Raw genomic sequence first — 21,240 nt, 5'->3', positions numbered from 1 at the left:
CAGCAGGGGCGGAAGCCCTGCTGTCCACACTCATCGCGTCAGATCCGGAGCGGTGCTGCCTTACGCCGAAGGACGCTGGCGCTGACCACCGCGGCCACGGCCGCCGTCCTGGCGCGACTGCCCACCACCGTGCTTCTTGGGACCCGCATGGGCGTGGCGCGGCGCCGCCGGATGCGGACGACGACCCTGCTTGCGCGGCGCCTTCTGGCCACCCGGACGCTCGTCGCTGCCGGCATGCGAATTGCCCCAGCGAATCGGCACCTGCGGGATGAAGCCCGGCACTTCCTTCAGATCCAGATCACGACCCAGCATGCGGTTGATCTGGCGCAGCAGCTTGGCATCGTCCTGCGCGACCAGCGAGATCGCTTCGCCCTGCGAACCGGCTCGGCCGGTGCGGCCGATGCGGTGCACGTAGTCCTCGGGGACCATCGGCAACTCAAAGTTGATCACGCGCGGCAGCTGATCGATGTCAATGCCGCGTGCCGCGATATCGGTGGCCACCAGCACATTGACGCGGCCGGCCTTGAAGTCGCCCAGCGCGCGCAAGCGTGCGCCCTGCGACTTGTTGCCGTGGATCGCCGCGGCCTTGACGCCGCTCTTTTCCAGGAACATGGCGAGCTTGTCGCAACCATGCTTGGTGCGGCCGAACACCAGCGTCTGCACGCGGCTGTCAGCGGCCAACAGATGCAACAGCAGGTCGCGCTTGCGACCACCGTCAACCGGATGCACGCGGTGGGTAATGGTGTCGGCCACCGTGTTGCTCGGGGTCACCTGCACGTGTTGCGGATTGCGCATGAACTCCATCGCCAGTGCGCGAATCGGTTCGGCAAAGGTGGCGGAGAACAGCAGGGTCTGGCGGTTCTGCTTGGGCAGCTTGGCCAGGATGCGCTTGATCGACGGCAGGAAGCCCATGTCGAGCATGCGGTCGGCTTCGTCCAGCACCAGGATTTCGATGCCGGACAAATCCACGCTGCGGCGCTCGATATGGTCAATCAGGCGGCCCGGGCAGGCGATGACCAGGTCCACGCCACGACGCAGGGCGTCGAGCTGGTTGTTCATGCCCACGCCACCGTAGATGGTGGTGCTGGGCACGCGCACGTACTTGCCGTAGCCGCGCAGGCTGTCATGCACCTGCACCGCCAGCTCGCGGGTGGGGGTCAGCACCAGCGCGCGCGGCTTGCGGCCACCGCGCGGAGCCACTTCCTGCGGGCTGTTGATCAGGTACTGCAGCAGCGGCAGACCGAACGCGGCGGTCTTGCCGGTGCCGGTCTGGGCGCCAGCGAGCAGATCGTGGCCGTCCAGGGCCAGCGGAATGGCTTGGGCCTGGATCGGGGTGGGCTGGGTGTAGTCCTGCTCCTGCAACGCACGCAGCAGGGCCGGCGCAAGGCCGAGGGATTCAAACGACATGGGTAACGACTCCAAAGGTCGAAGCCGGCGCTGACCGGATACAAGATCTGCATCCAGACGGATCGAAGGCATCGAATAACCCGAAGCGTTCCCTGAAACCGCGCTGCGAGGTGGGATGACGGAGGTCGCCAACATAGCGAATCCGTGTTTGCTCAACGAAAGAAGTCGGGGGTGGAGCGGACGCGACCGCGGGGCGGTTGCTGCGTCGGCGGGCCTGTTGGGAAACGAACGGCCGTTGGCGAACGGCGCGCACTGTACCCGATCCTGGCCATCCGTGTCACGTTTGCCGGCCAGAAGCCCGTCAGGCCGGGCTGCGACAAGCTGCCGCATCCATGAAGACCCCCTGACCAGCGGTATCATGTCTGCCTTCTCCCCACGCCGTCTCGCCCATGAGCCTGCGCGTACTCCGCCCGAACGGTCCTACCCTGGTACCGACGCCTCGCGCCGGTAGCGGCGCCGTGGCCGAGGACACCGGCTGCGGTGGTTGCCTGGTCCGGCATCTGGCCGTCTGCGCGGCCCTGCCGGTGGAACAGGCACGGACGCTGGAAGCGCTGGCCGGCGACATCCCGTTGCGCGCAGGCGAGGTGCTCGCCCGTGAAGGCGATGCCCGCCGCGAGGTCTTTACCGTCACTTCGGGCGCGCTGCGCCGGATCCGCTTGCTGGCAGATGGTCGGCGGCTGGTGGCCGGGTTCCTGATGCCGGGCGATTTCATCGGATTCAGCGGAGCCTCGCATTACCGCCATTCCATCGAAGCGGTGACGGACAGCAGCCTGTGTGCGTTCTCGATGCAGGACATGCGCTCGCTCTGCAGCCGCCACCCGGAGCTGGAACGCGAGCTGTTGGAACGCGCCTGCGTCGAACTGGACAATACCCGCGCCAACCTGATGTCGCTGGCGCGCATGACGCCGCTGGAGCGTCTGGCGTCCTTCCTGCTGGACATGGATGGCCGGCGACGTCGGCAAGGCCATGGCGGCGATGAAGTGATCCTGCCCATGCCGCGGACCGATATCGCGGACTACCTGGGCCTGACCGTGGAAACCGTCAGCCGCAGCTTCACCCGGCTGCGCCAGGACGGCTTGATCGCCACGGAAGACCCGCACCGGGTCGCGCTGAAAGATCGCAAGCGACTGGCCGCACTGGCCGAAATGCCGGCCTAATCGCCGGCATCGTCCCGCCAGAGGCAGCCGTCAATCAATCGCCAGCTCTGCTGCACCGTTCCAGGCGGCAGTTCGCCGTGCGTGATGATCAACAGCGCACGCTCCTGCGCGGCAATCGCCACATTGCGCATCACCGCATCGGCCGTGTCAGGGTCCAGGCCTTCGGTGGGTTCGTCCAGCAACCACAAGGGCGCATCCCGCAGCAGCACACGCGCCAGGGCCAGACGCCGTGCCTGACCCGCCGAAAGGGTTGAACCGCCCTCGCCTATCCATCCCGACAGGCCCTGTGACCAGCCACGAATCAACGCAGCCAGATGGACCTGTTCCAAGGCCCACCACAGGCGCTCGTCGTCGGCGAGTGGATCACCCATGCGCAGGTTGTCGCGCACGCTGCCGGCGAAGATTGGTGCTTCCTGCGGCAGCCAACCCAGTTGGCGGTGCCAGGCTGCGCTGGTGAATTGATGCAAGGCGGTTCCGGCATAGCGGATATGACCCGTATCCGGCCCATGCAGGCGCAACAACAGGCTCATCAGCGAAGACTTGCCAGCGCCACTGTCTCCGCGCAAGGCAATCCGCTGACCTGGCGCCAGCCGCAGTGACACATCCGTCAGCACCGGCCTGGGCTGGCCCGTCCATCGGAGGCTGATGTTCTCGAGTTCAAGCAGGCCAGCAGGCGGCGGCACTTCACTCCCCGCCTGCAGCTGCGGTGTCAGCGCGACAACCTCCTGCAGGCGATCCATGGAAGCACGGCTGGCCTGCCACGCCTGCCACGCCAGGCTGGCGCCGGCGGCTGCTTCGAGCATCGCAACCGTCATGAAGAACAGACCCGCGGCCGCGGGTGCGCCCAGCGCTGAACGGTTGACTGCCTCCAGCAGTACCCAGGCCATCAGCGGCAACGCCATCGCTGCAGCCAGGCCGTGCACGATGCCCCCCCATGCAAGTCTGCGCTTGCGCTCGAGTTCGCATGCGGCCAACGCCGCGCTGGACTCATGCGCGCGCGCCTGCCAGGCAGCCACGGTGTCGAAGGCAAACAGATCCCCGGCGCCCTCCAGGCCTTCCAGGATCGTGTAGCGCATCTGCGCGCGCAGTTCGGCACGGCGGAACTCCAGGTGCTGCGATACGCGTTGTTGAATCCACGGCGCCAGCAGCGCAGCGGTCGCCAGCGCCAAGGCCAGCAGCGCACCCGCCATCGGCAACACGCACGTGGCCACGATCACGGCCACGACACACGCGGTGCCCAGGGCCCATAACGGCCCGACCGCACGCACCACGTGCCCGTCGACGGATTCGATGTCGCCCATCAGCCGCGCCAGCAACTCGCCGGTGCGGTAGCGTCCCAACTGCAGCGGCGCCAGCGGCAGCGTCCGGCGGAAAAACCACACGCGCAGATCACGTGCCAACGCGAGCGTGACGCTGTGCCCCAGCAGCCGTTCGCCATAGCGCGACAGGATGCGCACGAAGGTCAGCGCACGGATGCCGGCGGAGGGGCCGAACAGATTGAAGCCCGTCGCCACGGCGCCGGCCAGCGCCGCCGCCACCAGGAAGTGACCCGCCAGCCCCAGCAGGCCGATGCCCGCCAGCAAGGTGAGCAGAATCAACGAGAGCGTCAGCAGCACGCCATGCCGATGACGCCGAAAGACGCTGGTCAGATCATCGCGCGGCTCGCTCATGTTCGAACCTCGCCGACACGCCAGCGCGACAGATCCACCACGCGTGCGAACCGCGACAGCACCGCACGACTGTGGGTCGCCATGATGAGCGTGCGTCCCTGAGCGAAATCCAGCAGTGCATCCAGCACGGCCTGCTCGGTGGCCGGATCCAGGAAGGCGGTGGGTTCATCGAGCAGCAGCACATCCGGCTTGCGCAGGAACAGCCGCGCCAGGGCCACGCGACGCGCTTCGCCGCCTGACAAGCCAAAGCCTCGTTCACCCACGCGGGTCTGCAGGCCATCGGGCCATCGCGCGGCAAAACGCATCACTTGCGCGGCTTCCGCAGCGACCAGGACATCGTCGTCGGTGGCCTCGGGCGCCGCCAGCCGCAGGTTGTCGGCCAGGCTTCCCTGGAACAGGAAGGGGCGCTGAGATGCGTAACCAATCCTGGGGGTTCGACTGAAAGCGATCCGTCCCTCATCCACGGGCATCCATCCGGCCACGGCTTCCAGCAAGGTTGTCTTGCCGGTGCCGCTGGCGCCCGTCAGCGCCACATGCTCACCCGGCTGCAGGTGCAGGCTCAGGTCGCGAACCACCGGCTCGGACGACGGCGACGGTCGCAACGCGATCGACTCCAGGGAAACAGCGGGGGCCAAGCCAGACGGCAGAGCCATGCTGGCATGCACGGGCAAAGACGGCGCGTCCTGATCGAGCAGTTCACCCAGCTCCGCGGCAGAAGCCAGCGCAGCCGCGCGATCATGGTAGTGAGCCGCCAATCGACGCAGCGGCGCATAGAACTCTGGGGCAAGCAGCAGGCAGAACACGCCCACCGACAGCGTCAACGGGGTGGAACGCCAATCGATCATGCCCAGATAACTCAGCCCCAGGTAGAGCGCAATCATCGCTACGCTGATGGAGGCGAAGAACTCCAGCACCGCCGACGAAAGAAAGGCAATGCGCAATACCTTCAAACTGCTTTCGCGCAGACCGTCGGCCGCCTGGGCGATGCCCTCCAGCTCCGCTTCCGCGCGGCCATAGATGCGGATCACCCCCAGCGTGCGCAGGCGGTCGGCGAAATGTCCGCCGAGCCTGGCCATGACACGTAGCTGACGTCGACTGGCTGCTTCGGCGCCCCATCCCACCAGCATCATGAAGACCGGCGCCAGGGGCAAGGTCAGCAACAAGATCATGCCCACCACGCGGTCCACCCAGAACACGGCCGCCAGGATGAGGACCGGCACCACCATCACCTCGAAGCGCACGGGCAGGTAACCGCCGACATGGCCTTCCAGTGCATCGACATGGCCGGTGACCGCTTCGACAAGCTCACCACTGCTCTGCCGACGCAGCCAGCGCGGGCCGCGCGCGACCAAGCGTGGCAGCAGCGTCGCACGCAGCGAGTGGCGCACGCATTCCACGGCGCTGTCGGCGCTCCATCGCGCCACGGCTGAAGCCAGCACACGCAGCAACCCGACCGCGAGCAAAGCTACCAGCACGCCGCGTATCTGCAGCACGGGCTGATGTTCAACGAAGACTTGCTGCATGGCCTGACTGATCAGCCAGGCTTGCGGAATCAACAGGGCGCCCGCCACCAGCAGGCCGGCGCGTGCTTTCCACAGGCTGGTTCGTGCCGATGCAGTGAACTGATCCAGTCGATCGATGACCGCACGCCTTGCGGCAGCGTCGGTCGACGGGCCACGCTCTGCACTCATGCAGGCAGGCTTCGGCAGCCCAGGGCGCTCAACACCCCGTGCAAGGCGGGCACTTGCATCAGCCATGGCGCGGCCAAGGTCAGGATGCCCGCCGTCAGCACCAACGTTGCCGCAGCCACGCGCCAACCCGGGCGCTGCAACCAGCGGCCCATCCGCGCACCGGACCACGTGAGCGGCACCATCATCGGCAACGTCCCAAGCCCGAACGCCAGCATGGTCAGCGCGGAATCACGCGGGTTGGCCTGCAACCACGCTGCGGTCAGCAGGGTCATGCTCAGACCGCAGGGCAGCCAACCCCACAGCATGCCCAGCGCAAAACGACTGGCCGGCCGATCCGCGGGCAGCAGGCGCGACTGCAGGGGTTGCAGCACTCGCCAGAAACGCGCCGCGGGCTTGGCCAGCAGGTTGAAACGCCCGCGCCGATCCAACAGACGCAAGGCCACGATCACGAGGACGGCGCCCACCGCCATGCGCAGCACCAGCGCCAGAACGTCCGAGCGGAACAGATGCAACAGGCCACCGCCAAAAGCGCCGACAATGGCGCCGGCAAGCACGTAGCCGCTCACGCGACCCAGATTCACCTGCAGCGCCGGCCCCCAGCCGCTGCGCCCGCTGACCGCGGAAAGCCCGGTAGCGATCCCGCCACACATCGCGGCGCAGTGCACGCCACCCAAAAGTCCACTCAGCCAGGCTGCGAACAACGTCAGCCCGTCAATCGGCATCGGTGGATTCCTTGCTTTGTTCCGACTGGGGCGGGCCCGGCTTGGGTTCGTCGTCGAGGATATCCAGCGCCGGCGTATCCAGATCGTCGAACTGACCGCGCCGCACCGCCCAAACGAACGCGGCGATCGCCAGTCCTAGCAAGACCAGGCTGATCGGAATCAACATCAAGAGGATGCTCATGGATTGGCCGCGCTCCCTGCCACGCGCGTCAGGCGCAGCGCATTCAAAGTGACCAGCAGCGAGGATAACGCCATTCCCAGTGCGGCCAGCCAGGGCGTCACCAGGCCCGCCGCAGCCAACGGCAGCGCCAGCACGTTATAGGCCAAGGCCCATGCCAGATTCTGTCGGATCACCTGCTGCGTGCGCAGGGCCAGATCACGGGTCTGCGCCAGGCGCAACAGCGAGCTGCCGGTCATCACCAGATCCGCCGCGCGCTGCGCCAAGGGCGCGCCCTGCGACATGGCGACCGAGACGTCTGCGCCGGCCAGCACCGGCGCATCGTTGAGGCCGTCGCCCACCATCACCACCACCTGTCCCTGGCGTTGCAACTGTTGAACGAAGGCGAGCTTGTCTTCCGGTGTCTGCCGCGCCCGTGGCTGAGTGATGCCCAGCGCTGCGGCAAAGCGCTCGACTGCCGCCTGCCCGTCGCCGCTGGCCAGGTGGATGGCCAAGCCGCGATCGCGCAACGCTGCCACTGCCTGTGCTGCATCCGGGCGCGGTTGTTCGGTCAGGCTGAAACGGGCCAGTCCGCGCTCACCGTCACCCAGCCAGATGCCGCCATCATCGGTCCCACCAAACGCGAAGCCGGCCTGCCCCAGCTTCCATTGCTGCCCGTCAATCCAACCTTGCACACCCTGGCCTGCGAACGTCTCCACGCCGGTGGCAGCCTCTGCCTCCAGGCGTCGAGCGAATGCCCCAGCCAGCACATGGCCACTGTCACGTTGAAGCTGCGCGGCCAGGTCGCGAGCTCGCTGCGGGGTCATTTCCGCGAAGGTCGACACCTCCAGCTGCAAGGACTCCGCGTCGCTCAACGTCCCCGTCTTGTCGAACACCAGGTCGGTGGCACGCGCGAGCGTGTCCAGCGCGTCTGCGCGCGTGGCCAACACGCCCAGCCGCGCCAGCGTGCCGTGGGCGGCGGCCAGTGCCGTCGGCACCGAGAGCGACAAGGCACAGGGGCAACTGATGACCAGCAACGCGAGCGACACTTCGAAGGCGCGCTCGGGCTCGTAGATGCGCCAGCCCAGGTAAACGAGACAGGAGGCCAGCAGCAACGCCACGACGAAGCGGCTTCCCAGGCGATCGGCCATGCGGGCGATGGGCGGGCGATGCGATTGTGCCCTTTCCACCAACCGAGCCAGCTGCGAGAGCCGGGTGGCGGCGCCGACATTGGTCACCCGCAGGCGTGCCGGCTGTTCGCGGCACAGCGTACCTGCGTAGACCGCGGCGCCGATGGCCTTGTGCACGGGACGGGATTCGCCGGTCAGCAGGGCTTCTTCAAAGTGCGCATCGGCATCCAGCAACACGCCGTCGGCGGGCACGCTCTCGCCGGCGGCAATCCGCACCACGTCGCCCACTTCCAGCTGCCCCACGGGGACACTTTCACGGCTGCCGTCCGCCCGTTCGCGATTGGCAAAGGCAGGGCGCGCGCGCGCCAGGGCATCCACCTGGGCGGTGGCGATGTTGCGCGCACGCTGCTCGAGCATGCGCGCCGCCAGCAACAGGAAGACAAACATCACGGCCGCGTCGTACCAGACGTGCGTGCCCCCACGGATGGTTTCCACCAGGCTGGCGAAGTAGGCCAGCAAAGTGGACCCGGCAATCAGCGTATCCATGCCCAGGTGACGCTGGCGCAGCTCGCGCCAGGCACCGGCAAGGAAAGGCCAGCCGGAGTAGAAGACCACCGGCGACGACACCAGGAAGGTCAGCCAACGAAAGAAATCCCGCGTGGGCGCCGGCATGGTGTTGTTGACATCCAGGTACAGCGCTTCGGCAAACATCATGGCCTGCAGGGCGCCCAGTCCCGCGATGCCGAGCCGCAACAGCCAGCGCTTTCGATCGCGCAGCCGCGCGCGTTCGCTCGCTTCCCCGCCCGCCAGGTACGGCCGATATCCCAGCATCACCAAGCGTTGCAGTAGCGAGGACAGCAACGTCCGGGTGGGATCCCAGGCGATCCGGATGCGACCGGTGACGGCATTGGCGGTACTGTCGATCACACCCGGCTCGCGGGCGAGCGCACGATCAATCAACCAGGCGCAGGCGGCGCAACGCATGCCGTCGGTGAGCAGGATGATCTCCCGCCCGCCGTTGATGAGGTGGCTGTGTTCTGCCTGGAGGTCTTCGCGATCCCAGATGCCAAGATCCACCGGCTCCATGTCCACGCGGGTGGCGGCGGCACTGCGCAAGCGGTAGTAGCCGCCCAGATCCGAATCGCGGATCCAGGCGGCCGCGGCGGCGCAGCCATGGCAGCAGAAGGCCTGTGCCGCGCCGGCAATGCTTTGTCGAACAGGCTGCGCAGGCAGCAGTTCGCCACAGTGGAAACAGGCGTCTTCCGCCGCACTCACGGCGTCGGCGCATCCTTCAGCGCGGGTGCAAGGCGAGCGGCCAACTCGTGCTTGGGTAGGCGTCCCTTGATGCGCCAATGGTCTTGCGCGCTGGCCAGTTCCAGTTTCCAGTCGTGCGAAGGATCCACCTCGATGCCATCAAGGCGCCAGCCCAGGCCACCGGGAGGGAGTGCGAGCTGCCGGTCCTGCTCCGCCTGTGAAGGGTGCAGGAGACTGAGCTGCAGTTTTTCCGTGCGGTTGAAGGTACCTGTCACCGGGATGACCTCGATTCCCTTTTCGTCCACCCGCATCACAACACTGAGTTTGCCTTCCGCAGCGCGCTGATCCGGACCTAGATCTACGGTCTGGATCTGGGCGACGCGCTTGACGTCATCCGTGACGGTGTCAGCGCCACCGGTCCGCACGGCGACGGTGATCAGGATGATGCTGGCCACAATGGAAGCGAACGGCAGCCCGGCCACCAGCCACACCATGGGTTCGCGCCAAAAGGGACGTTTGTCAGTCATGGGCTCGGTCCGAAGAAACTGCTGTCCACTTGCTTGCTGGATTGCCCATCAATGCGCTCCACATGAAAGCTCAGCGGTCGCCGGCCCGTGGTTCCCGCCGGGGCGCTCACCACGACCGGCAGCGAGAGCACCTGTTCGGCATCCACCTCCACCTGCTGCAGGTCATTGGCCAAGGCCATGCCCGCGGGTGCGCCTGCCAGGGTTATCCGGTAGCTGTGCGCCTGCTGGTCCTTGTTGATCACTTTGAGCGTGTAGCCATTCTCGATGCTTCCATCGCCGGCTTCTCGGTACAACGCGTTGCGATCACGCAGGACTTCGACGATCAGATCGCTGCGATGGGTAACGCCCCACGCCCAACTGGATACGAGGGCCAGCAGGATGCCGCCATAAATCCAGACGCGCGGACGCATGACCCGCGTGTTCTTGCCATCGATGGCGTTCTGGGTCGAATAGCGAATCAGGCCGGTGGGGTAGCCCATCTTGCCCATCACGTCGTCGCAGGCGTCGATGCACGCGCCACAAGCGATGCACTCGTACTGCAGCCCGTTGCGGATATCGATGCCGGTAGGGCAGACCTGTACGCAGATGGTGCAGTCGATGCAGTCGCCCAATTGCTCGGGCGCGAACTTCGGCAAGGGTTCGGCGTGGGCGCCGGCACCCGCGAAAGTGATCGTGCCGCGTGCCTGCAGGCGATTGTCGGCAGCGGTCGGATGCTGGTGCGCCCGGAAAACGTAGTCATAAGCCACTGCCTTTTCCAGCAGGCCGCGCGCGCGCTCAAGCACGCTGCCCATGCCGCGCTTGCGCGGGCCACGCGGCTCCCCGCGCATCGGGTCATACGCGATGATCAAGGTATTGCGATCAAACATGGCGCTCTGGAAGCGCGCGTACGGGCACATGTACTTGCACACCTGCTCGCGCAGGAAGCCGGCATTGCCCCAGGTGGCCAGTGCGTAGAACAGCACCCAGAACGTCTCCCAGCCGCCCCAGCCCCACGGCGCACGCAGGGTCAGGTCGCGAATGGGGGTGAAGAATCCGACGAAGGTGAAACCGGTCCACAGCGCAAACACCAGCCACAGCAGGTGCTTGCTGCCCTTGCGCAGGATTTTCTCACGCGTCCATGGACCGGCGTCCAGCTTCATGCGTTGATGACGGTCGCCTTCGGTCCAGCGCTCCATCCACAGGAACACTTCGGTCCACACTGTCTGCGGGCACGCGTAGCCACAGAACAGGCGTCCTGCCAGGGCAGTGAAAAAGAACAGCGCCATCGCCGCGATGATCAGCAGCAAGGCCAGGAACAGGAAGTCCTGCGGCCAGAATGACAGGCCAAACACGTAGAACTTGCGCGCCGGAAGATCGAACAGCACCGCCTGCCTGCCGTCCCAACGCAACCAGGGGAACAGGTAGAACATCCCCAGCAGCCAGAACACCGCCGCGACCCGCAGTCGGTTCAGTCGACCCGCCACATCGCGCGGATAGACCTTGCGCTCACTGATGTAGAGGGAATTGCCCTGTTCGTCGACAACGTCGATGGGGATGCGGCGACTCATGGCGCCTTCTTCCTGGGCAGTCGGGGATGGACGGTGAGGGATTTCTGGCAAGTCGTCATGGCAGTGGCTTCGCCGGATTGGGCGGCGTGGCATCGTGACCTATGAAACAAAGTCTCCCTTCCGGACCTTGCATTGGCGAGGGACGTTTTGTCGCACGCGCCCCGTGCGACTCAGTCCGGCGGCAATGCGCGATTGAAGCGACTGGAAGGACGCAACAGAATCCAGGTGAACAAGCTGGAAGAACATGTGGCCAGCCAGAACATGAAAAAGCCCAGCGTGTAGCCGAGCTCGCGGGTCATGGCCCAATTCGGGAAGGTGGCATCGCGCAACTGCAGTGGGTCGATGAAGGCGAAGAACACCATCGTCGCGACACCGGCGGCGAAAAAGCTGGGCCAAAGAACAGCCCCGATCCGCTGTGCGAGCGGTCGGGGCGGATGATCAAAGCGCGGTTCGCTGAAATCGGTCACGGCTGGCCTGCGGAGGGAGCGGATGTTGCCGCTACCTTCGCATTGCCGGGCTTGTGAGACAACGACCAGACATAGGCTGCCACCAGGCGGCTACGGGTTTCGCCCAGCAGTTCCCGATGAGCGGGCATGGTGCCGTGACGGCCGTTGCGGATGGTACGGGTGAGCGACTCGGTACTGTCACCGTACAACCAGTAGTTGTCGGTCAGGTCCGGCGCGCCCAACTCCTGGTTGCCCTTGCCGTCCACGCCGTGACAGGCCGTGCAGACGCCTTCATACAGCTTCTTGCCCTGTGCGGCCATGAAGTTGTTCTGCAGCATGTCCGGGTGACCCAGCGTTCTGACGTAGGCGACCGTGTAGTCCACCGCATTGGGGCCACCCATGCCTTCCAGCGCCGTGCCCCACTCGGGCATGACACCGTCACGGCCATCCAGCACGGTTTCCAGAACGCGTTCCGGGCTGCCACCCCAGTGCCAGATATCGTCACTGAGGTTCGGATAGCCGATGGCGCCCTGTCCCGAGGAGCCATGGCAGGTGGCGCAGGTGTTGTTGAAGATCGAACGACCCAGCGCCAGCGCCTTGGGGTTCTGCGCCAGCGCGTCGATGGGCTGGTCGGCATAGGGTTTGAAGGTGGTTTCGAGCTTGGCGTCTTCCACCTTCTTCTTGTCGGCGTGCTCGGACGCGGACGACCACTTGCCCATGCCCTGGAATCCACCCAGCCCCCCGTACCAGACGAAGTAGCCAATGCCGAAAACGATGGTCAGGTAGAACAGGTTGATCCACCACCGCGGCAACGGCTTGTTGTATTCGGTCAGGTCGCCATCCCAGACGTGGCTGGTTTCTTCCGGCGCGGGATCACCCGGACGACGGCGCGCGGTCCACCACAACAGCCATACACAACCAATGATGTTCAACACCACCAGGCCGACAACGTACCAGGACCAGCCGGCATTCATGCTTTCTTCTCCATGTCTTCATCTTCCAGCGGCAGCGCCGCGGCAGCGTCGAAGTCGGCCTTGCGACGCGGATTCCAGGCCCAGATCCAGCCGCCAATGAAGAGCAGCAGCAGGACGCCAGTCACTATTCCGGAAACCATCTCAACCTCCTCGCGGGGCGTGCTTGCCCAGCCCTTGCAGATAGGCCACGACCGCATCCAGCTCGGTCTTGTCTTTCACCGCCTCGGCCGCCTCGTCGATTTCCTCATCGCTGTACGGGTCACCCAGCTTCTGCAGGGCAGCCATGCGGTCGGCCGTGGCTTCTCCGTCCACCTTGGCGTGCTCGAGCCAGGGGAACGAAGGCATGTTCGATTCCGGCACCACGTCGCGCGGGTTGATCAGATGCACGCGATGCCAGTCATCCGAGTAGCGTCCGCCGACGCGTGCCAGATCAGGGCCGGTGCGCTTGCTGCCCCATTGGAAGGGCCGGTCGTAGACCGACTCGCCGGCCAGCGAGTAGTGGCCATAGCGCTCGCTCTCGAAGCGCAGCGTACGGACCATCTGCGAATGGCAGTTGTAGCAACCTTCGCGGACATAGATATCGCGTCCGGCCAGTTCCAGCGCCGGGTAAGGCTTCACCCCTTCCAGCGGCTTGATGGCCTCGGCCTGGAACATCAGCGGAACAATTTCCGCCAGTCCGCCGAAGGACACTGCGACGGCGATCAGCACCGCCATCAGGCCGACATTCTTCTCGATTTTCTCGTGGGAATTGCTGTTGCTCATGTCGGTCTTGTCCTCAGGCGCGCGCTTCGGAAACATCGACCGGCAGGATCTCCTGCGGCGCGGTCGAAGGCGCGGTGGCGAAGGTCTTCCACGTATTCCAGGCCATCACGCCCATGCCGCCCAGGACCAGCAGGCCGCCGCCGAGGCGAATCAGGTAGAAGGGATACGTGAAGTTCAGCGCCTCGACGAAGCTGTAGGTCAGCGTGCCGTCGTCGTTGGTGGCCCGCCACATCATTCCCTGCATGACGCCGGCAATCCACATGGAGGCGATGTAGAACACCACGCCCAAGGTGTGCAGCCAGAAGTGCAGATCGATGGCCTTGACCGAATACATCTGCTCGCGGCCCAGCAGGCGCGGCAGCAGCGCGTAGATGGAACCCACCGAAATCATCGCCACCCAGCCCAATGCGCCCGCGTGTACATGACCCACGGTCCAGTCGGTGTAATGGCTCAGCGAATTGACCGTCTTGATCGACATCATCGGTCCTTCGAAAGTCGCGATCATGTAGAACGAGATGGCCACGATCAGGAACTTGAGGATCGGGTCAGTGCGCAGCTTGTGCCAGACGCCCGACAGGGTCAGCACGCCGTTGAGTGCGCCACCCCAGGACGGGGCCAGCAGGATCAACGAGAACACCATGCCCAGCGACTGCGCCCAGTCGGGCAGCGCGGTGTAGTGCAGGTGATGGGGACCGGCCCACATGTAGACCGCAATCAGCGCCCAGAAGTGGACGATGGAGAGGCGGTACGAATAGACCGGGCGACCGGCCTGCTTGGGCACGAAGTAATACATCATGCCCAGGAAGCCGGCAGTGAGGAAAAAGCCCACCGCGTTGTGTCCGTACCACCACTGGACCATGGCATCGACAGCGCCGCTGTAGACCGGATAGGACTTGGTCAGGCCCACCGGAATCGCAAGATTGTTGACGATATGTAGCAGGGCCACGGCGATGATGAACGAGCCGTAGAACCAGTTGGCGACGTAGATGTGCTTGACCTTGCGCTTGGCGATGGTGCCGAAGAACAGCACCGCGTAGGCCACCCAGACGACCGTGATCAGCAGGTCGATGGGCCACTCCAGCTCGGCATACTCCTTACCCTGGGTGAGTCCCAGAGGCAGGGTGATGGCGGCTGCCAGGATGACGAGCTGCCATCCCCAGAACACGAAGGCCGCCAGCTTGTCCGAGAGCAACCTCACATGGCAGGTGCGTTGGACCACATGCAAGCTGGTCGCAAACAGCGCGCTGCCCCCGAACGCGAAGATGACCGCGTTGGTGTGCAGTGGCCGCAGCCGGCCGTAGCTCAGCCAGGGCAGGTCGAAGTTCAATGCAGGCCAGTAGAGCTGGGCGGCAATCAGCACGCCCACGGCCATGCCCACGATGCCCCAGACCACGGTCATGACCGCGAACTGACGCACCACCTTGTCGTTATATGTGCTTTGGACCCCTAGCATGCGGCCTCCTCCATCGATGTCACATTCTTCACAGCCACAGACCCCGGACGCATTGATTTCAATCAATCTCGCCGTCGCCTGAGCCACCCCGGGAGGCTAGATGATCGCTGGCGGGAGCCGATATCCGGTATGCGACCGAATGTCGCCCCATGCCGCCGCCATCTGAGACTAGAATCACTCCCGTACTCCGCTGCCGAATCAACGCCATGCCGGATATGACTGTTGTCGAGCTGTCACGCTTGCAATTCGCGCTGACCGCCATGTACCACTTTCTGTTCGTGCCGTTGACGCTGGGCCTGTCCTTCATGATCGCCATCATGGAGAGTGTTTATGTCATGACGGGGCGCGACATCTGGCGAAGGATGACGTTGTTCTGGGGCATCCTGTTCGGCATCAACTTCGCCATGGGCGTGGCCACCGGCATTGTCATGGAATTCCAGTTCGGCATGAACTGGTCCTACTACAGCCACTATGTGGGCGATATCTTCGGTGCGCCATTGGCGATTGAAGGCTTGATGGCCTTCTTCCTGGAAGCCACCTTCATCGGCCTGTTTTTCTTCGGCTGGAACCGGCTGTCCAAAGTACAGCACCTCATGGTGACCTGGCTGGTCGCATTGGGCTCGAACTTCTCGGCCCTGTGGATCCTCATCGCCAATGGTTGGATGCAATACCCGGTCGGCGCTACGTTTAATCCGGAAACAATGCGGATGGAAGTGACCGACTTTATGGCGGTCATCTTCAACCCGGTGGCGCAGGCCAAGTTCGTCCACACCGTCAGCGCCGGCTATGTGACGGGGGCGGTCTTCGTGACCGCCATCAGTGCCTGGTACCTGTTGCGGGGCCGCAATGTGGCCTTTTCCAAGCGCTCGATGGCGGTGGCCGCCAGCTTTGGTCTGGCCGGGGCGTTGTCGGTGGTGGTGCTGGGTGACGAAAGCGGCTATGTAGCCGGCGAGAACCAGAAGATGAAACTGGCCGCCATCGAAGCCATGTGGGAGACCGAACCGGCGCCGGCCGGGTTCAACATCTTTGCGATCCCGGACCAGGCCGAGCGCGTCAACCACTACGCGGTCCATGTCCCGTACGTGATGGGCATCATCGGGACGCGTTCCTTCAACAAGGAAATGCCGGGCATCCAGGAGTTGGTTGAGCGTGCGGAACAGCGCATCCGCAATGGCCTGGTGGCTTACGACGCGTTGCAGAAACTGCGAGCGAACCGGGAGGACGCAACGGCCCGCCGGGTGTTCGAGTCAACTTGGCATGATCTGGGCTATGCGTTGCTGCTCAAGCGCTACCGGGAAGACATCACCAGCGCCACCGACGCGCAGATCATCCAGGCTTCCATGGACACGATTCCCCATGTCGCGCCGCTGTTCTGGAGTTTCCGCCTGATGGTTGGCGTGGGCTTCTACTTCATCGTGTTCTTTGCCTTTGCGTTCTGGCTAGCGAGCACGCAACAGCTTGAGAGACGCCGCTGGTTCCTGAAGCTGGCCTTCTACAGCTTGCCGCTTCCCTGGCTTGCGATCGAAGCCGGATGGCTGATCGCCGAGTACGGCCGGCAACCGTGGATCATCGACGGTGTCCTGCCGACATTCTTCGCGGCATCCGGATTGAAGCTCCACCAGATCCTGATCTCGCTCGCGGGCTTCGTCATCGTCTACACCACCTTGGCGATCATCGACGTCTGGTTGATGCGCAAAGTCATCGTGAAGGGACCGGAAGGCATGTCTGAATCCCAGTCCGAAGACGACGCGGCGCCGGCCGCCTCCACGGCCTGACCCGGGAACCCGCCCATGGATACCATTCCACTCGACTACCCCACCCTGCGCCTGATCTGGTGGCTCTTGCTGGGGATATTGCTGATCGGCTTCGCCGTCATGGACGGCTTCGATCTTGGCGTGGCCACGCTGTTGCCGGCAGTGGCACGCAGTGACGAAGAGCGGCGGATCGTGCTCAACGTGATTGGGCCGGTGTGGGAAGGCAACCAGGTCTGGCTGATCCTGGGCGGCGGTGCCGTCTTCGCCGCGTGGCCACCCCTGTACGCGGTCAGCTTTTCAGGGTTCTACCTGGCGATGTACCTGATCCTGGTCGCGTTGATACTGCGGCCTGTGGGCTTCAAGTTCCGCAGCAAGGTACCCGATGCGCGTTGGCGCTCTGCGTGGGATTGGGCGCTCTTCGTCAGTGGCCTCGTTCCTGCGTTGGTGTTTGGCGTGGCCATGGGCAACGTGTTGCTGGGTGTGCCATTTCACTTCGACGAGATTCTGCGACCGCACTACAGTGGCGGATTCTTTGCCTTGTTGACGCCGTTCGCCCTGCTGTGTGGGCTGGTCAGTGTCACCCTCCTGGTAGCCCATGGTGCGGGGATGCTGGCTATCAAGACCGACGGCGACATTTCCGCCCGTGCGCGTCGACTGGGCGGTTGGTCTGCCGTCGTGGCAGCGGCTCTGTTCGTTGTGGGCGGGCTCTGGCTCGCCACCGGGATCAACGGCTATGCGCTGCAGGTCGCGGTCGACCCCGCGGGTCCGTCCAATCCTTTGAACAAGGTGGTGGTCAGTGGACCTGGCTTGTGGATGGCGAACTACGCGCGCTGGCCGGCGTTATGGCTGCTGCCGGCATTGAGCGTGGCGGGCTTGCTGACGAGTTCGGCGTGCTTGCGCGTCGGCCGATCGGGATTGGCATTTCTGGGTTCGGCGCTGGCCATCACCTGCGTCATTCTCACGGTGGGGTTCACCACCTTCCCCTTCCTGCTTCCCTCCTCCGTCCAGCCAGGTTCCAGCCTGACCGTGTGGGACGCCTCGTCCAGCCACATGACCCTGTTCGTCATGCTGGTGGCCACCGCCATTTTTCTTCCCCTGATCCTGCTTTACACCGCCTGGGTCTTCCGCGTGCTGCGCGGCAAGGTGGGTGCCGATCATCTGGGCAAGAGCAAGAATCCAAATGCTTACTGAGAGGTGAAGCGATGTGGTACTTCAGCTGGATACTCGGCGTCGGCCTGGCGGCCACGTTCGCGATCCTCAATGGCATGTGGTACGAGATCCGCGATGGTGAAGGCGATTCTTGAGCGCGATCCTGCGGCAGGCTAAAGTGCCCGCCACGCGCCCGCGTCGCTGGTGCGCCTGGTCGAATGCAACAAGGGGATAGCCGCCTGTGGATGGCAATGAGCGCAGCAAAGTGGTGCCGCTGGCGCGGGCGAATCGCGCTTCGGCCAAACGCCTCGGATACATCGGTCGCGTACCCACCAGTCAGCCGCGCGATTCCGATTCGTGGTTTACCCCGCCGGAGTATCTGGATTCGGTGCGCGCTGTGCTTGGCGAAATCGAGCTTGATCCTTTCACTTCGGTTGCTGCCAACAAGATCGTGCGCGCCACGCGCATCTTTACGCTGGAAAACTCGGCCTTCGACCACGAATGGCAGCGCACCAAGCCCGTGCGGGTATTCATGAATCCGCCCTATTCGGCCGGACTGTGCACGCGCGCGGTCAATCGATTCATCGACCAGCTGACGCTCGGCCATATCGAAGAAGGCATCGTGCTTGTGAACAACGCCACTGACACGCGTTGGTTCAATGCACTGGTCGGTCGGTGTGCGGCTCTGTGCTTCACCCATCACCGAATCAGTTTCTGGAATGCCGACATGAAGCACGTCTCGGGCAACACCCGCGGCCAGGCATTCTTCTACTTCGGAAAGCGCAGCAAGGAATTTGCGGGCATCTTTCGCAAGCATGGCTTCGTATTGAAGCCGCAACGTTGACCATCCCGCTTCGAAGCGCACCGCGGAAATGAAAAACCCCGCTTCCGCGGGGTCTTCCTGACTGTTTGGTGGCTATGGGTGGACTCGAACCACCGACCCCAGCATTATGAGTGCTGTGCTCTAACCGGCTGAGCTACATAGCCAGACAGGAACCGCACATTTTTCCTGCTCGCGCGAAGTCTGTCAATCGGCCGGGCCCGACTTGTCCCCACGGGCGCAGCATGGCAGAGTCGGAAGCAGTAGATATTCAGGAGTCCGCATCGTGATCGATCCGGACGGTTACCGACCTAATGTCGGCATCGTACTGATGCGCCCGGACGGCCGGGTGTTCTGGGCACGTCGCGTGCGCCGGGACGGTTGGCAGTTCCCGCAGGGCGGCATGAACACGGACGAGACCCCGGTCGAGGCCATGTACCGTGAGTTGCGCGAAGAAACCGGCCTGTTGCCCGAACATGTGGAAGTTTTGGGCGCAACACCTGGCTGGCTGCGCTACCGGTTGCCGGCCCGCGCCATCCGCCACCACGAACGTCAGGTCTGTATTGGCCAGAAACAGGTCTGGTTCCTGCTGCGCCTGGTCGGTGCGGAGGACCACCTGCGCCTGGATCTGACGGACACGCCCGAGTTCGACCATTGGCGGTGGGTCGATTTCTGGTATCCGCTGGAGCATGTGGTGATGTTCAAGCGCGGTGTATATGCCCGTGCGCTGGGTCATTTGTCGTCCTATGCCCGGAGCGTCGTCGATACGCTGGCCGTGGCGCCCAAACGCCTGGACCGTGGCGAGCCCAACCATGGGCGTCCCCGGCGTAGCCGGGCGCCGCTAAACGGGACCAATGCAAACAAGTGATCGACAATTGACAATCATTCTCATCCGGGGTGAAATGGGTCCGGGCCAATCCAGCCCGACACACCCACCCACCCGCCGTGTACGTCTGCATCTGCAACGGGGTCACTGACCGCCAGATTCATGAAGCCGCCGCCTCTGGTGTCCGCACCGTGGCCGAGCTGACGATGCGTACGGGATGTGGGGCCAGCTGCGGCAGTTGCTTGGATCTCGCCGGCAGCCTGCTCGAATCGCGCCTGCGTGAGCACGAATTCCGCTTGCCGATTCTGGGCTTGTCGCAAGCAGCCTGAGGCCGCTCAGTCCAATCTGATCCTGCTAGCCGATTCGGCAGGATTGCCCTCCCTCTGATATGGCAGCCGACCCCAGCACGGGGCCTCCATCCGGCCGCATAGCAATTCGAAGTTTTCGTCCCGCCTTTGCATCTCGGGGTCGACTTCGTTGGCAATCCAGCCCATGAGTTCAATGCCATCGGCCGCTATCGCTCGAGCCGTCAGGCGCGCGTGATTCAGACAACCCAGGCGCATCCCGACGACGAGTACCACGGGCAGGCGGAACTCACGCACCAGATCCAACTGGTCCAGGTCGGGCGCCAGGGGCGCCGCCCAGCCACCGACACCTTCCACCACCACCGTATCGGCCATCGCCTGCAGGCGCTCGAAGGCCTGACGCATGCGCGCCGTCTCGATGATGACGCCTGCCTCGCGGGCCGCGATTTCCGGCGCCAACGGGGCTGGCAGGGCGTAGGGGTTCAAGTCCGCATAGGCGGGCTTGGGTTCGCTGGCAGCGAGCAATTGCAGGGCATCGTCGTTGCGCCAGTCATCCGCCGAGGGCTCGCTGCCACTGGCCAATGGCTTCATTCCCACCGCGCGCAAGCCGCGCTGACGCAGGGCATGCAACAGGACACAACTGACCCGGGTCTTGCCCACACCGGTATCCGTACCAGTAACAAAGAAGCTACGCATGCGATTCCGATTGCAGGACGCGACCGGCGCGCCGATGACCGATCGTATAGATCCAGCCGGTAAAGGACAGCAGGAAGTACACGCAACCCGGCAAGGCAACCTGCCAAGGAGCTGCCGTCTTCGGCAGCAACGCGACAATCAGGATCGACAGCAGTGCCACCAGCACGAAGTAGACGTGGCTGGCCACCTGCCCCGCAGCGGCCGCGGCGGATTCGATGTCCCAACCCATCCGATGGCGGGCGCGCCACGCCAACAGGTAGAGACCACCGATGCAGGCGGACATGGAGGCAAACGCCACGCCATAGGCGAGGAACATCAACAGGATGTCGCCCGCGCCGCGTACGTCGCTCAGTGGCATGGGCACCCAACCGCCGGTCACCCAGCTGAAGAAGGTGCCGAACAACAGCCGCAACGGATACACGTACACCAGCACCAGGAACACCAGCAGCAGACTGAGCAGGGTGGCCGGAAATCCCTCCATCCGGTATTGCCTGGCCCAACGGACATGCGCGGACCAGAACATGGCCACCATGGCGAAGCTGGCGGCGAACGCCGGCAGGTTTTTCAGCGCACGCAGCAGGTCATCCAGGCTTTCGGGCAGGTGGTCGCCCGAGATGACCAGCAGCGTCACGGCAAAGGCAAATGCCGCGTCCACGAACGCTTCCAGGCGGGTGCTGTCACTGCCGCGCCAGACCACTTCCGTCCTGTTTTGCCCGGTCATGCCGTTATCTCCCCGAATCCCCAACGAATACGCGAAAACCGTGGCCTTACGGACCACGGATTAGAATCCCGC

21 protein-coding genes, 1 tRNA gene and 1 pseudogene are annotated in these 21,240 nt (G+C 64.4%); 7 read left to right on the top strand and 16 right to left on the bottom strand.

The window, feature by feature from the left end:
• Nucleotides 1-60: 60 nt before the first annotated feature.
• The gene (locus tag B5X78_RS11225) at nt 61-1,407 is read right to left on the bottom strand and encodes a DEAD/DEAH box helicase (RefSeq protein ID WP_079724631.1); all 1,347 of its coding nucleotides are present in this window, start codon (nt 1,405-1,407) and stop codon (nt 61-63) included.
• A 389-nt stretch (nt 1,408-1,796) separates the two neighbouring features.
• Between B5X78_RS11225 and B5X78_RS11220 the strand changes: the two genes are divergently transcribed.
• The gene (locus B5X78_RS11220) at nt 1,797-2,564 is read left to right on the top strand and encodes a Crp/Fnr family transcriptional regulator (protein ID WP_079724630.1); all 768 of its coding nucleotides are present in this window, start codon (nt 1,797-1,799) and stop codon (nt 2,562-2,564) included.
• Here B5X78_RS11220 and cydC read toward each other — a convergent pair.
• From cydC to ccoN, 12 genes are all read right to left on the bottom strand, one after another.
• Nucleotides 2,561-4,234 (bottom strand): thiol reductant ABC exporter subunit CydC, encoded by a 1,674-nt coding sequence (gene cydC / locus B5X78_RS11215; RefSeq protein ID WP_079724629.1) that lies wholly within the window; start codon nt 4,232-4,234, stop codon nt 2,561-2,563. The two genes, B5X78_RS11220 and cydC, sit on opposite strands and share 4 nt — an antisense overlap.
• Nucleotides 4,231-5,925, bottom strand: coding sequence for a thiol reductant ABC exporter subunit CydD (gene cydD / locus B5X78_RS11210; RefSeq protein ID WP_139381535.1), 1,695 nt, complete (start codon nt 5,923-5,925; stop codon nt 4,231-4,233). Before cydD ends, cydC begins: the two co-directional genes overlap by 4 nt.
• The gene (locus tag B5X78_RS11205; RefSeq protein ID WP_079724627.1) at nt 5,922-6,647 is read right to left on the bottom strand and encodes a sulfite exporter TauE/SafE family protein; all 726 of its coding nucleotides are present in this window, start codon (nt 6,645-6,647) and stop codon (nt 5,922-5,924) included. Before B5X78_RS11205 ends, cydD begins: the two co-directional genes overlap by 4 nt.
• Entirely contained in the window at nt 6,637-6,828 is a 192-nt protein-coding gene (ccoS, locus tag B5X78_RS11200; protein WP_079724626.1) for a cbb3-type cytochrome oxidase assembly protein CcoS, read from the bottom strand. The genes B5X78_RS11205 and ccoS overlap by 11 nt, the downstream gene beginning before the upstream one ends.
• On the bottom strand, nt 6,825-9,209 hold the full coding sequence (locus B5X78_RS11195; protein ID WP_079724625.1) for a heavy metal translocating P-type ATPase: 2,385 nt from the start codon (nt 9,207-9,209) through the stop codon (nt 6,825-6,827). Before B5X78_RS11195 ends, ccoS begins: the two co-directional genes overlap by 4 nt.
• Complete coding sequence (locus tag B5X78_RS11190) at nt 9,206-9,715, bottom strand: FixH family protein (protein ID WP_079724624.1); 510 nt, start codon at nt 9,713-9,715, stop codon at nt 9,206-9,208. The genes B5X78_RS11195 and B5X78_RS11190 overlap by 4 nt, the downstream gene beginning before the upstream one ends.
• Nucleotides 9,712-11,262, bottom strand: coding sequence for a 4Fe-4S dicluster domain-containing protein (locus B5X78_RS11185; RefSeq protein ID WP_079724623.1), 1,551 nt, complete (start codon nt 11,260-11,262; stop codon nt 9,712-9,714). Before B5X78_RS11185 ends, B5X78_RS11190 begins: the two co-directional genes overlap by 4 nt.
• Nucleotides 11,263-11,432: 170 nt before the next feature.
• On the bottom strand, nt 11,433-11,729 hold the full coding sequence (locus B5X78_RS11180) for a hypothetical protein (protein WP_079724622.1): 297 nt from the start codon (nt 11,727-11,729) through the stop codon (nt 11,433-11,435).
• Nucleotides 11,726-12,682, bottom strand: a complete 957-nt coding sequence (ccoP, locus tag B5X78_RS11175; protein WP_079724621.1) for a cytochrome-c oxidase, cbb3-type subunit III — start codon at nt 12,680-12,682, stop codon at nt 11,726-11,728. The genes B5X78_RS11180 and ccoP overlap by 4 nt, the downstream gene beginning before the upstream one ends.
• A complete protein-coding gene (locus B5X78_RS11170) occupies nt 12,679-12,822 on the bottom strand; it encodes a cbb3-type cytochrome oxidase subunit 3 (RefSeq protein WP_079724620.1) in 144 nt (47 codons plus the stop codon). The genes ccoP and B5X78_RS11170 overlap by 4 nt, the downstream gene beginning before the upstream one ends.
• Before the next feature lies 1 nt (nt 12,823).
• Entirely contained in the window at nt 12,824-13,444 is a 621-nt protein-coding gene (ccoO, locus tag B5X78_RS11165; protein WP_079726145.1) for a cytochrome-c oxidase, cbb3-type subunit II, read from the bottom strand.
• Nucleotides 13,445-13,457: 13 nt separating this feature from the next.
• On the bottom strand, nt 13,458-14,897 hold the full coding sequence (gene ccoN / locus B5X78_RS11160) for a cytochrome-c oxidase, cbb3-type subunit I (RefSeq protein ID WP_079724619.1): 1,440 nt from the start codon (nt 14,895-14,897) through the stop codon (nt 13,458-13,460).
• Nucleotides 14,898-15,103: 206 nt separating this feature from the next.
• On the opposite strand from ccoN, the gene B5X78_RS11155 reads away from it, so the two are divergent.
• The 4 genes from B5X78_RS11155 to B5X78_RS11140 all read left to right on the top strand — a co-directional run bounded on the left by B5X78_RS11155 (nt 15,104) and on the right by B5X78_RS11140 (nt 18,644).
• The gene (locus B5X78_RS11155) at nt 15,104-16,672 is read left to right on the top strand and encodes a cytochrome ubiquinol oxidase subunit I (RefSeq protein ID WP_079724618.1); all 1,569 of its coding nucleotides are present in this window, start codon (nt 15,104-15,106) and stop codon (nt 16,670-16,672) included.
• A 15-nt stretch (nt 16,673-16,687) separates the two neighbouring features.
• On the top strand, nt 16,688-17,842 hold the full coding sequence (gene cydB, locus B5X78_RS11150) for a cytochrome d ubiquinol oxidase subunit II (RefSeq protein ID WP_079724617.1): 1,155 nt from the start codon (nt 16,688-16,690) through the stop codon (nt 17,840-17,842).
• A gap of 11 nt (nt 17,843-17,853) precedes the next feature.
• A complete protein-coding gene (gene cydX, locus B5X78_RS11145) occupies nt 17,854-17,955 on the top strand; it encodes a cytochrome bd-I oxidase subunit CydX (protein ID WP_079724616.1) in 102 nt (33 codons plus the stop codon).
• 86 nt (nt 17,956-18,041) lie between these two features.
• Nucleotides 18,042-18,644, top strand: coding sequence for a DNA N-6-adenine-methyltransferase (locus B5X78_RS11140; RefSeq protein WP_079724615.1), 603 nt, complete (start codon nt 18,042-18,044; stop codon nt 18,642-18,644).
• A 66-nt stretch (nt 18,645-18,710) separates the two neighbouring features.
• Here B5X78_RS11140 and B5X78_RS11135 read toward each other — a convergent pair.
• Nucleotides 18,711-18,787: transfer RNA gene (locus B5X78_RS11135), tRNA-Met, on the bottom strand.
• 119 nt (nt 18,788-18,906) lie between these two features.
• On the opposite strand from B5X78_RS11135, the pseudogene B5X78_RS11130 reads away from it, so the two are divergent.
• Nucleotides 18,907-19,381, top strand: a pseudogene (locus B5X78_RS11130) (RNA pyrophosphohydrolase); the annotation flags it as partial.
• Nucleotides 19,382-19,565: 184 nt separating this feature from the next.
• Nucleotides 19,566-19,775, top strand: coding sequence for a (2Fe-2S)-binding protein (locus B5X78_RS11125; protein ID WP_079724613.1), 210 nt, complete (start codon nt 19,566-19,568; stop codon nt 19,773-19,775).
• 6 nt (nt 19,776-19,781) lie between these two features.
• Here B5X78_RS11125 and bioD read toward each other — a convergent pair whose 3' ends face one another.
• Complete coding sequence (gene bioD / locus B5X78_RS11120) at nt 19,782-20,447, bottom strand: dethiobiotin synthase (protein WP_079724612.1); 666 nt, start codon at nt 20,445-20,447, stop codon at nt 19,782-19,784.
• The gene (locus B5X78_RS11115) at nt 20,440-21,168 is read right to left on the bottom strand and encodes a TMEM175 family protein (protein ID WP_079724611.1); all 729 of its coding nucleotides are present in this window, start codon (nt 21,166-21,168) and stop codon (nt 20,440-20,442) included. Before B5X78_RS11115 ends, bioD begins: the two co-directional genes overlap by 8 nt.
• Between the last annotated feature and the right edge of the window lie 72 nt (nt 21,169-21,240).

Source organism: Pseudoxanthomonas indica, assembly GCF_900167565.1.
Taxonomy (GTDB): Bacteria; Pseudomonadota; Gammaproteobacteria; order Xanthomonadales; family Xanthomonadaceae; genus Pseudoxanthomonas_A; species Pseudoxanthomonas_A indica.
Note: the sequence above shows the minus strand (reverse complement) of the source record. Positions and strands in the feature narration are given on the sequence as shown.

What these genes read in the sequence shown, in the direction of transcription:
- cydC (WP_079724629.1), bottom strand. Translation starts at nt 4,234, where the DNA reads ATGAGCGAGCCGCGCGATGATCTGACCAGCGTCTTTCGGCGTCATCGG.
- ccoO (WP_079726145.1), bottom strand. Translation starts at nt 13,444, where the DNA reads ATGAGCAACAGCAATTCCCACGAGAAAATCGAGAAGAATGTCGGCCTG.
- ccoP (WP_079724621.1), bottom strand. Translation starts at nt 12,682, where the DNA reads ATGAATGCCGGCTGGTCCTGGTACGTTGTCGGCCTGGTGGTGTTGAAC.
- B5X78_RS11170 (WP_079724620.1), bottom strand. Translation starts at nt 12,822, where the DNA reads ATGGTTTCCGGAATAGTGACTGGCGTCCTGCTGCTGCTCTTCATTGGC.
- B5X78_RS11115 (WP_079724611.1), bottom strand. Translation starts at nt 21,168, where the DNA reads ATGACCGGGCAAAACAGGACGGAAGTGGTCTGGCGCGGCAGTGACAGC.
- ccoS (WP_079724626.1), bottom strand. Translation starts at nt 6,828, where the DNA reads ATGAGCATCCTCTTGATGTTGATTCCGATCAGCCTGGTCTTGCTAGGA.
- bioD (WP_079724612.1), bottom strand. Translation starts at nt 20,447, where the DNA reads ATGCGTAGCTTCTTTGTTACTGGTACGGATACCGGTGTGGGCAAGACC.
- cydB (WP_079724617.1), top strand. Translation starts at nt 16,688, where the DNA reads ATGGATACCATTCCACTCGACTACCCCACCCTGCGCCTGATCTGGTGG.
- cydX (WP_079724616.1), top strand. Translation starts at nt 17,854, where the DNA reads ATGTGGTACTTCAGCTGGATACTCGGCGTCGGCCTGGCGGCCACGTTC.
- B5X78_RS11220 (WP_079724630.1), top strand. Translation starts at nt 1,797, where the DNA reads ATGAGCCTGCGCGTACTCCGCCCGAACGGTCCTACCCTGGTACCGACG.
- ccoN (WP_079724619.1), bottom strand. Translation starts at nt 14,897, where the DNA reads ATGCTAGGGGTCCAAAGCACATATAACGACAAGGTGGTGCGTCAGTTC.
- B5X78_RS11155 (WP_079724618.1), top strand. Translation starts at nt 15,104, where the DNA reads ATGCCGGATATGACTGTTGTCGAGCTGTCACGCTTGCAATTCGCGCTG.
- cydD (WP_139381535.1), bottom strand. Translation starts at nt 5,925, where the DNA reads ATGAGTGCAGAGCGTGGCCCGTCGACCGACGCTGCCGCAAGGCGTGCG.
- B5X78_RS11205 (WP_079724627.1), bottom strand. Translation starts at nt 6,647, where the DNA reads ATGCCGATTGACGGGCTGACGTTGTTCGCAGCCTGGCTGAGTGGACTT.
- B5X78_RS11190 (WP_079724624.1), bottom strand. Translation starts at nt 9,715, where the DNA reads ATGACTGACAAACGTCCCTTTTGGCGCGAACCCATGGTGTGGCTGGTG.
- B5X78_RS11225 (WP_079724631.1), bottom strand. Translation starts at nt 1,407, where the DNA reads ATGTCGTTTGAATCCCTCGGCCTTGCGCCGGCCCTGCTGCGTGCGTTG.
- B5X78_RS11185 (WP_079724623.1), bottom strand. Translation starts at nt 11,262, where the DNA reads ATGAGTCGCCGCATCCCCATCGACGTTGTCGACGAACAGGGCAATTCC.